Source organism: Noviherbaspirillum malthae (assembly GCF_015352985.1).
GTDB classification, from domain to species: Bacteria; Pseudomonadota; Gammaproteobacteria; order Burkholderiales; family Burkholderiaceae_D; genus Noviherbaspirillum; species Noviherbaspirillum malthae.
The window spans coordinates 1-7,864 of sequence record NZ_JACYXF010000133.1 but is presented as its reverse complement, the minus strand read 5'-3'; the positions used below and the strand labels follow the sequence as shown (position 1 = coordinate 7,864).

6 protein-coding genes and 1 pseudogene are annotated in these 7,864 nt (G+C 52.1%); 5 read left to right on the top strand and 2 right to left on the bottom strand.

Going from position 1 to position 7,864, the window contains the following annotated elements:
- Positions 1-402 precede the first annotated feature (402 nt).
- The 4 genes from IGW03_RS36865 to IGW03_RS36850 all read left to right on the top strand — a co-directional run bounded on the left by IGW03_RS36865 (position 403) and on the right by IGW03_RS36850 (position 4,332).
- Complete coding sequence (locus tag IGW03_RS36865; RefSeq protein ID WP_194727350.1) at positions 403-1,233, top strand: DNA/RNA non-specific endonuclease; 831 nt, start codon at positions 403-405, stop codon at positions 1,231-1,233.
- Between the two features lie 180 nt (positions 1,234-1,413).
- A complete protein-coding gene (gene xseA / locus IGW03_RS36860) occupies positions 1,414-3,273 on the top strand; it encodes an exodeoxyribonuclease VII large subunit (protein WP_194727349.1) in 1,860 nt (619 codons plus the stop codon).
- Entirely contained in the window at positions 3,266-3,481 is a 216-nt protein-coding gene (gene xseB / locus IGW03_RS36855; protein WP_194727348.1) for an exodeoxyribonuclease VII small subunit, read from the top strand. Before xseA ends, xseB begins: the two co-directional genes overlap by 8 nt.
- Before the next feature lie 188 nt (positions 3,482-3,669).
- The gene (locus tag IGW03_RS36850; protein WP_194727347.1) at positions 3,670-4,332 is read left to right on the top strand and encodes a GNAT family N-acetyltransferase; all 663 of its coding nucleotides are present in this window, start codon (positions 3,670-3,672) and stop codon (positions 4,330-4,332) included.
- Between the two features lie 401 nt (positions 4,333-4,733).
- Here IGW03_RS36850 and IGW03_RS36845 read toward each other — a convergent pair whose 3' ends face one another.
- The gene (locus tag IGW03_RS36845) at positions 4,734-5,888 is read right to left on the bottom strand and encodes a sensor histidine kinase (protein WP_194727346.1); all 1,155 of its coding nucleotides are present in this window, start codon (positions 5,886-5,888) and stop codon (positions 4,734-4,736) included.
- A gap of 556 nt (positions 5,889-6,444) precedes the next feature.
- Between IGW03_RS36845 and IGW03_RS36840 the strand changes: the two genes are divergently transcribed.
- Positions 6,445-7,761 (top strand): histidine kinase dimerization/phospho-acceptor domain-containing protein, encoded by a 1,317-nt coding sequence (locus IGW03_RS36840; protein ID WP_194727345.1) that lies wholly within the window; start codon positions 6,445-6,447, stop codon positions 7,759-7,761.
- Here the strand turns inward: IGW03_RS36840 and IGW03_RS36835 are convergent.
- Positions 7,747-7,864: pseudogene (locus IGW03_RS36835) on the bottom strand (IS5/IS1182 family transposase); the annotation flags it as partial. The gene IGW03_RS36840 and the pseudogene IGW03_RS36835 overlap by 15 nt on opposite strands.

The window sequence follows — 7,864 nt, the reverse complement described above, 5'->3', positions numbered from 1 at the left end:
CTAAGAAGCGTCTGGAGGCTTGCCTGAACAATGACTACCTCGCTCAATTGCTCGGCCTCCCAGCATGACCTGTTTCTCTCGTTTCGTAACTTATTGAAATGCATTCACATTTGATGCGTTTGCCCTGCAGTATAGGGCAGTAAGAAAATTTACGCCGGGCAAGGATTTTTTATCAATGCGACTAAGTCGGCACTCTTGTTTTGGCTTGGTGCGCAATTTATGGTGTGAGGTGATATTTGTGAGAACACTTTACCATTGCATCCTATGCCAACGGCCGAAGCACACACTTCAGTAGTTGCTTGATAATCTTGCATCTGTAGACATTATGGCAATGAAGCGAATGCTACGCTAGTTTCGTCAGGCCCACCCGCCACATTCGACCCAAATCGGTAAAATCGTGGGATGAAAAAAGTACTTCTCGCGTTATCCCTCTTAGCTTCCTTCACCGCGTACGCAAAACAACCGACGCTCCTTGATGAACTGTCGCGCCTCCTTCAAATACCGGAATCAAAAACTTCTGTAGATGTATTCAGAGGGACTAACCAACCTACCGATTTTCAAGCCTGTTCGCAGTTCTTTGCCAACGGCACGCCGCCGGCCGTCCCCAATGCCCAGCAACTCAAAACGCGGGAACTCTGCTACGACGCATTCGCGGTGCTTCACTCAGGTTCTTCAAAGACACCCATGTTCGTTGCAGAGCGGCTGAGCCGAGCGCACCTCGAAAATGACAAGTCCGGTAAGCGCAGCGATAAATTTTTCGCTGATGCCAGGTTGCCCCGCGGTGAACGTGCGGAGCTCGACGATTACAAGCGCAGTGGATATTCACGTGGCCACCTCGCTCCGGCCGGCAATATGCCCACTCCCCAAGCCATGGCCCAAAGCTTCTCGCTCGCCAATATGGTTCCTCAAGCGCCGAATAACAATCAGAAGCCGTGGAACGGCATTGAGCAGGCGACCCGGAAATATGCCTTGCGCGCAAAAGGTGATGTGTACGTCATCACTGGCCCTGTTTTTGAACGCTCGCCCAAGACTATTGGTGACAATAGAGTATGGGTGCCGAAATACCTCTACAAATTAGTCTACGACGCCACAACGGGTCGGGCCTGGGCACACTGGATTGAAAACAATGATGAAGCACGTGCGGGCAAGCCAATCAGCTACGCCGAGCTGGTCCGGAGAACTGGCATCGACTTTCTGCCTAAGGCGAAGATAACTGGCCAAGCTGATGAATGAGTAAGGCGCATTTGACGCGGCTAAGCACGAAGGGGCAGATAACTGCATTGCTGGCAAAAAGAAACTACTCGCATAGCGCTATGGATGTCTCCTTTTACAACAGCTTGTTTGCGAGCTTGTTATTTACTATTTCCTAGACTTCGAACACTGCCATACCATATTGGCTTCGCGTAATATTCGATGTTCGTGGGAAGTTGTGCAGCAAAACTATATTCTCGTTGTTGGGTAACTGCTCGATCTTGCATCCTATATAACGAACGGATAAGCGCTTCCCAAGGTTGGATTGATGTAATAGTAATGAAAACATTCTTGTCTGTTCCGGCGGAAGACAGTGAACTGGCCAGGTCATTCGGAGCCCAGCTCGACACAAAGACCGGCCAGTTGTTTGTGCCTCAAGGCTTGGCACTGGCGCCGTTTTCTGCATGGCTGCCTGCGAGCCGGGATAGCCTTGCCATATCGATATTGCAAGGCCGCGGTGTTTCATTGAGCGACCTGCTCGGCCGAGTTGCCGGTGCCATCAAAACTGCATTTGAGGACCCGGTCTGGGTGCGTATTGAGATCAGTCAGCTGCAGATGCATAGCGGGCACCTGTACATCGCTGCGGTCGACAGGGATCAGGACGGTAAGGAAAAGGCAAAGGCACGCGCGCAGATCTGGGCAAGCCGTGTCCCGGAGATCGTTCGCAAGTTCACTGGCCAAACCGGCATTGAGCTCGCTTCAGGCATCAAGCTGCTGGTTTATGCCAGACCGGTCTTCAAGCCGGAATACGGCTTTTCGCTGGACATCGTCGATATCGATCCCAACTATACGCTGGGAGATATGGAAGCACGCCTAAAGCGAATTCGTGAACGATTGAAGTCCGAAGGACTGGCACAGCTCAACAAGCAACTGGCGACACCTGCCGATTTCGCCCATGTGGCCGTGATCAGTCCGCCCGGTGCGGCAGGCAAGGGCGACTTCCAGGTGGAAGCTAGCCGGCTGGAAGCGGCAGGCCTATGCCGCTTCACCTACTTCGACGCCTTCTTCCAGGGCGAACGAGCCAAGGAGTCGCTCAAGGAGGCATTCATGACTGCACTGGGCGTACACCGAAACTCCGCCTTTTGTGCATTGGTCCTGATCCGTGGCGGCGGCGCACTGGCTGATCTGCACTGGCTCAACGAGTATGTCCTCGCCGGTATGGTTTGCAAGTTTCCCTGCCCGGTACTGGTCGGCATCGGACATGAGCGGGACATGACCATCCTCGACGAGTATGCGCACCGTTCGTTCGGCACGCCATCGAAAGTGATTGCCCATATTCGGCAGCAGATCGCGACGCGCGCACTCCGGGGATTGGAAGACTGGCAGGTGATCGTCCATGCTGCACAGGCACGTCTGGCACTTGCAGAAAGCAGGGCGCTGCAAAAGAGAACCGAGGTCAGCACACTGACTGAGCGGCGTCTTGCACAGGCCGAAACCGCAACGCTCAGACAGCAGGAGTCGGTTAGCCGCCTGGGAACAGCCATGTTGGACCTTGCCGTCAAACAGGCAGACAGACTGCACGACGCGGTGCTCACGGCAGCCGGCGCTCAGGTCGACATCATGGCGGCCAAGGCCGAGCACTTATCGATGAGCGTCAAGGACCGCGCCCAAAGTACAGCAGAGCGCGTGGAGCGTGACGTCATGAGTGCATTCAATAGTATTACGCTGGCGGCGCGGCGCAGTATCGATGGTATTGACGAGCACCTGCAGGACCAGTGGCTCGGAGTAGCAGCCACTGCAGACCGGATGTTGGGCACGGCGACACATTACGTTGAACGTGACATGACCGATACACGGCACTTTGCATGCAAGGCACTCGACGATGCACAGGAACAGGCCAAGGATGTGATGGCCACGATTCTTGCGCATGGCATCGATCCGACGCTCAAGCGCGGATTCGCCGTAGTCAAAGATGGTGCAGGCATGCCGATATCGAGCAGCGAAGCGGCTCGACAACAGGAAACAATGGACATACAGTTCCGCGATGGAATAGTACGCGTAAAAAAGGACGCACATGAGTGACATCAACGGCTTTAACGCCGCCTACAAAATATTGCAAGCCAATGCAGAAAAGCTGCGGCGTCAGGACGATCTGGATATCGACAGCCTGGTACCGATTGTCGAAGAAAGCGCGAAAGCTTACCAGGTGTGCAAGGAACGAATTGCGGCAGTGCGGGCTGCTCTGCAAGAGCACCTGAAGGAAGAGAACCCGGACGCGCCACAAAAGTGATTCGTCAACAGGCCTGCCTTGTCGGGTGTCCCGTCATTTCTGACCAATCAGTAAGTCAGAGGGAAGCCGCCGCTAGCGGTCTGCTTCCGTGGACTGCAATGGCCGGTGATGACTCTTCATCTATAAATGCAGTTTCTGTTCCAAGCGGTTAGCCCTACATATTTTTCCAAATTCAATTTTCTAGTTGCATGCGTATTAGTTGGAATGTGAACGATCCGGCGCCAGTGCTGGTCGGTGATTTTGCTGAGTTTCAGATTTTTCTTGAAGGTCGCCGCCTCTTTCCTCGGCGCGCGCAAGAGCTTGTATGGGCAGACACCAAACGCTTCGCCGATGTCATCGGACCGGGCCATGACGCAGTGAACAAGACAGGCTGGCATTGCGCGGCGAGTTCTCCCTTTTGTTTCACGGCAACCTTGCATGGCCAGGTGGTTGCTGCAGCCTGGGCTAGACACATCCTTGCAAGCGATGGCAGGCAAGGGTGCAATCTGGCATATGCACTACTTGGCCAGGTCGAGGGTAGGGGAGTGGCCAAACTTCTTTCAGCCATGGCTGTTCAAGCCCTGTTCGACGAGGTTCCCATCCTCGATTTCGTCAACGTCCAGACACGTGTGCTTAATACGCGATCATCGGCCCTTGCGCACTCATTTGGCATGCAGGTCGAGACAGACCAGGAATTTGCAGCCCTTCGGCCGGGCAGTGATGTGATGATTCGATATTGCACCTACCGCCTCGGTATGCCAGCCTTCATGTCCAGCGCCAGAAAGGTAATTGCACAGCGTCTTCGCACGGTTAGCAATAAGCTTGCTGTCGTGGAGGCAGCAGAGAAACAGGCCACAATGAATTGGAACTGAGATCGCTTGGGGAAAACCAGATCGACATGCAGATGCGTAGTCGACAGACCTGCCGCTGCTGCATAAGAGAGAACCCACGACTCTAACAGCTGAGGATGATTTTTGCATTTTGATCAATGCAAATCGTAGTTACAGCCGGATGAGACGGCCGTACTTGAGGATTTCGAGCATATGGCAATTCTAGGTTGCAATGGTGGCGCAGCTGCAGTGTTAGTGCGGTATCGGTACCAGTCACTATGTATAGCAGCACGGCAGCTACTAGCCCGATAGTCTCAGTACGAATCACCACAGCATTTTGCAAAGTCGCGCTGGGCTACTGTGTGAGCTGACATCGACCAAATGGCGGTGGCTTCAGCTGGGTAACGGCGCAATGCCCGTCATATTCTGGTAGTGGTGATAACTCAATCGTCGACGGCATCGGTCGGTGCACTTTGAAAAGGACGGCAATCCAAGGGAATGTCCAAGGTAAAGGTGGTGCCGCGTTCAATGGCGCTGTCGCAAGCAATGCTTCCGCCATGGCTCTCAGCCACTCCTCGAACAAATGCGAGTCCGATCCCCCATCCTTTCATTTGCCCTTCCTTGGCACCTCGCGTTCGGTTATAGATGTGGAAAACGTATTCCTGCTCATCAATCGGAATGGGCGATCCAGCATTGTGCACCATTAGAATGAGTCTCTCATATGCGTTAGTAAAGCTAATACGCACTGGCTTATTCAGATCTCCATATTTAATGGCATTGCCGACCAGGTTTTCGATGGCGCGCTTTATGGCTTCGCGGTCCCACCAGCCCTGGACTGAACCTCCGAAAATCTGAAATTGAACTCCATGTGTCATAGCAGCTTGCGTATGCACCTCCTTGACGACATCGGCGATGTCAAAGTCTGACAGAGCTAGGTGTCTTATTCCGCCGGCTTGGTCGACCATCGAATCCAGTAGGGAGCGAATCATATTGTCCATACGGTTAAGATTGTCCATTGCCTTTACCGCATAAGATTTCATTTTTGCGGGTTCATTGCTCACTAAAAGTAATTCGAGCGCCGTATTCACAGAGGCCAGAGGTCCTCTGAGATCATGGGTTAGGGCCGCTACAAACTGATGGCGAAGCGCATTGTGTACTTGAGAAAATCCCGTGACTGCTTCCCGAATCCCGGCATCTAATGATGCGTTGATCGACAAAATTTCGTCGCTGCTTAGCGCTACATCGTTTGAATTTAAAACGTCGAAAAGGGTCCAGCGTAAAATCTGATATTCATTGACTACAGCTTGAGGATCATATTTTGTTAGTCTCGCCCGCTCGCCCCCATGTTCATTTGCAAGCGAATTGCCGTCAACAGCAAGGTGCCTCGGGTAGTTAGGAATAAGCGTTTCGGCAATATTGTCGTAGAATACTGGTAACGTGTCGATAAGCAATGGGCGCGACAGTTGATCAGATTCCTTCATTCTGGCACGTACACGCTTCTCCCATTCCTCAAATACGACATCGCGAAGCTCGATCATTCGCCTAACTTTCACAGGTAGGTTATCGTGATCAATATTCTGGTCGCTGGCAAGTGTCATCGTTTGAAGTCCTAAACGAGAAGAGATAGAGGCCGCGTAGCTGAGAGGAAATAAATCTATGTATTGCTTCTCTAAAATGGCGATGTTTTCCTTTCGATGTTAGGGGGAAATCTTTAATAAAAGTTCATTCTTTCGCGGAACTACTGTGAAGTTATTCTGCAATGACAAGAGCCTCGGTTTTAAAATATCTGAGATAACCCGTGGAACTGGGCATCTGCTGTTGTAACGCCCTTTTGCACGGTCTACGATCGTCCAGCAAGTGCGTCGGCAAATGCTGCCAGTGTCATTGTGGTCTCTAGCCACTACAGACAGGAACATAAGAACAAACCTCCGTCCACTGATGATGACGCGTCTGCGGCGTACCAATGGGTGGAGCAAAATATCGAGAAGGTTGGCACGACGGGTTGTACCCCGATCCCCAGTTGAGGTATCTTGTCACGCTCACATCGGTACTCATCCTCTTGTGAAAAGTCGGGTCATAGATTGACCGGGCATCAATGCGCAAATCTGTATTGGTTACGCGCCGATGAGACTTTTCACACAAGGACTATGCCAATTGCACCAAAATGAAGCGGATACACAAGAAGATTCTCAAACGATCAGGTTCTTCCAACATATTTCGCCTTCCCTGCTGGCATTACTGGGATTAGCCCTGCTTATGCCCTGGCTGCTGACAGGATGGTTCGGCTGGTACCATTACGGCTCAGTGACACGGGAGGCAGAACATACCGCACAACGTTCAGTCGTTGCGCTACAGGAGCATGCCGGCAGTGTATTGGAAACCCATGCACTCGTCCTTCATCAAATCGAGGCACTTACCGGGCAGCAGTCTTGGGGTGAAATTTCTTCTGATCCTCGGCTGGAAGGCACCTTGACTCAATTGGTCACTAGATTCCCTCAGCTATCAGCCGTTGGTTTGGTTGACGCGGTCGGGCAAGTAAGATTGTGCAACCACGGTCAGCACCGTGGGGTTTCGGTCGCTGACCGTCAATACTTTGGTGCTCACTCTAATGGCAATGTTCAGGGCGTCTTTTTCAGCGAGCCAGAATCCAGCCGAATACACGGCGAGCCTCAGTTCACGATGAGTATTGCCCGGCATAATGCGCAAGGCCAGTTTGACGGCATCATCTTCGCTAGTGTCCCTGTTCGTTACTTCACCGATTTCTGGAGACAGTTCGTACCCTCAGAAGGGTATCTTGTCCCAATGGTGCGAGGAGATGGAGTGCTACTGACTCGCTATCCAGCAGCTAACAATCCTCGCAATCTCGATATCAATGGTCCTTTTCTGAGCCATATTCGCGAAGCTTCACATGGTATCTATACTGCAGTGTCCCAAGTTGACCATATTGAACGTATCAATGCGTATAGTCAGGTAAAGGACTATCCTATTTATATTAGTTACAGTGTCGAACGAAATGTGGTTTGGCAAAGGTGGTGGGGTGACATGGCCCCTGGAATATTGATCACGATAGTTGTGACAATGGCCTTGATCGGACTTGCAGGGCTGGTCGTAAGGCGGGCTCAGTTGCAGCATATTGCGCTTACACGCTGGCGAAATACGGCCAGCACCCTCGAGTTGGAGATCAAGCGGCGTGAACACGCTGAGGCGGTGTTGCGTCAAGGGCAGAAGATGGAGGCACTTGGGCAGCTTGCCGGTGGCATAGCTCATGATTTCAATAATCTACTTGCTGGCGTCGTTGGCAATCTTGAAATGATGCGGATACATCTGGAACATGGCCGTCTTGAAGCGGTATCGCGTTCCATCAAAGCGGCAGAATCAGTCGCTGATACGGCGACTGCGATTACTAAACGGTTATTGATGTTCTCCCGGCGTGAAGTGCCGACTGTCAGAGCGTGCTCAGTATCTTTTTAACAGGAGAGCGAGGAACGCGAGTACAATGAACTGTTCGCTGGTATGCAACTTTCGCTCACAGTTCTTCCAGAGACGGCGGCATTTTTCAAGCCATGCGAAGGAC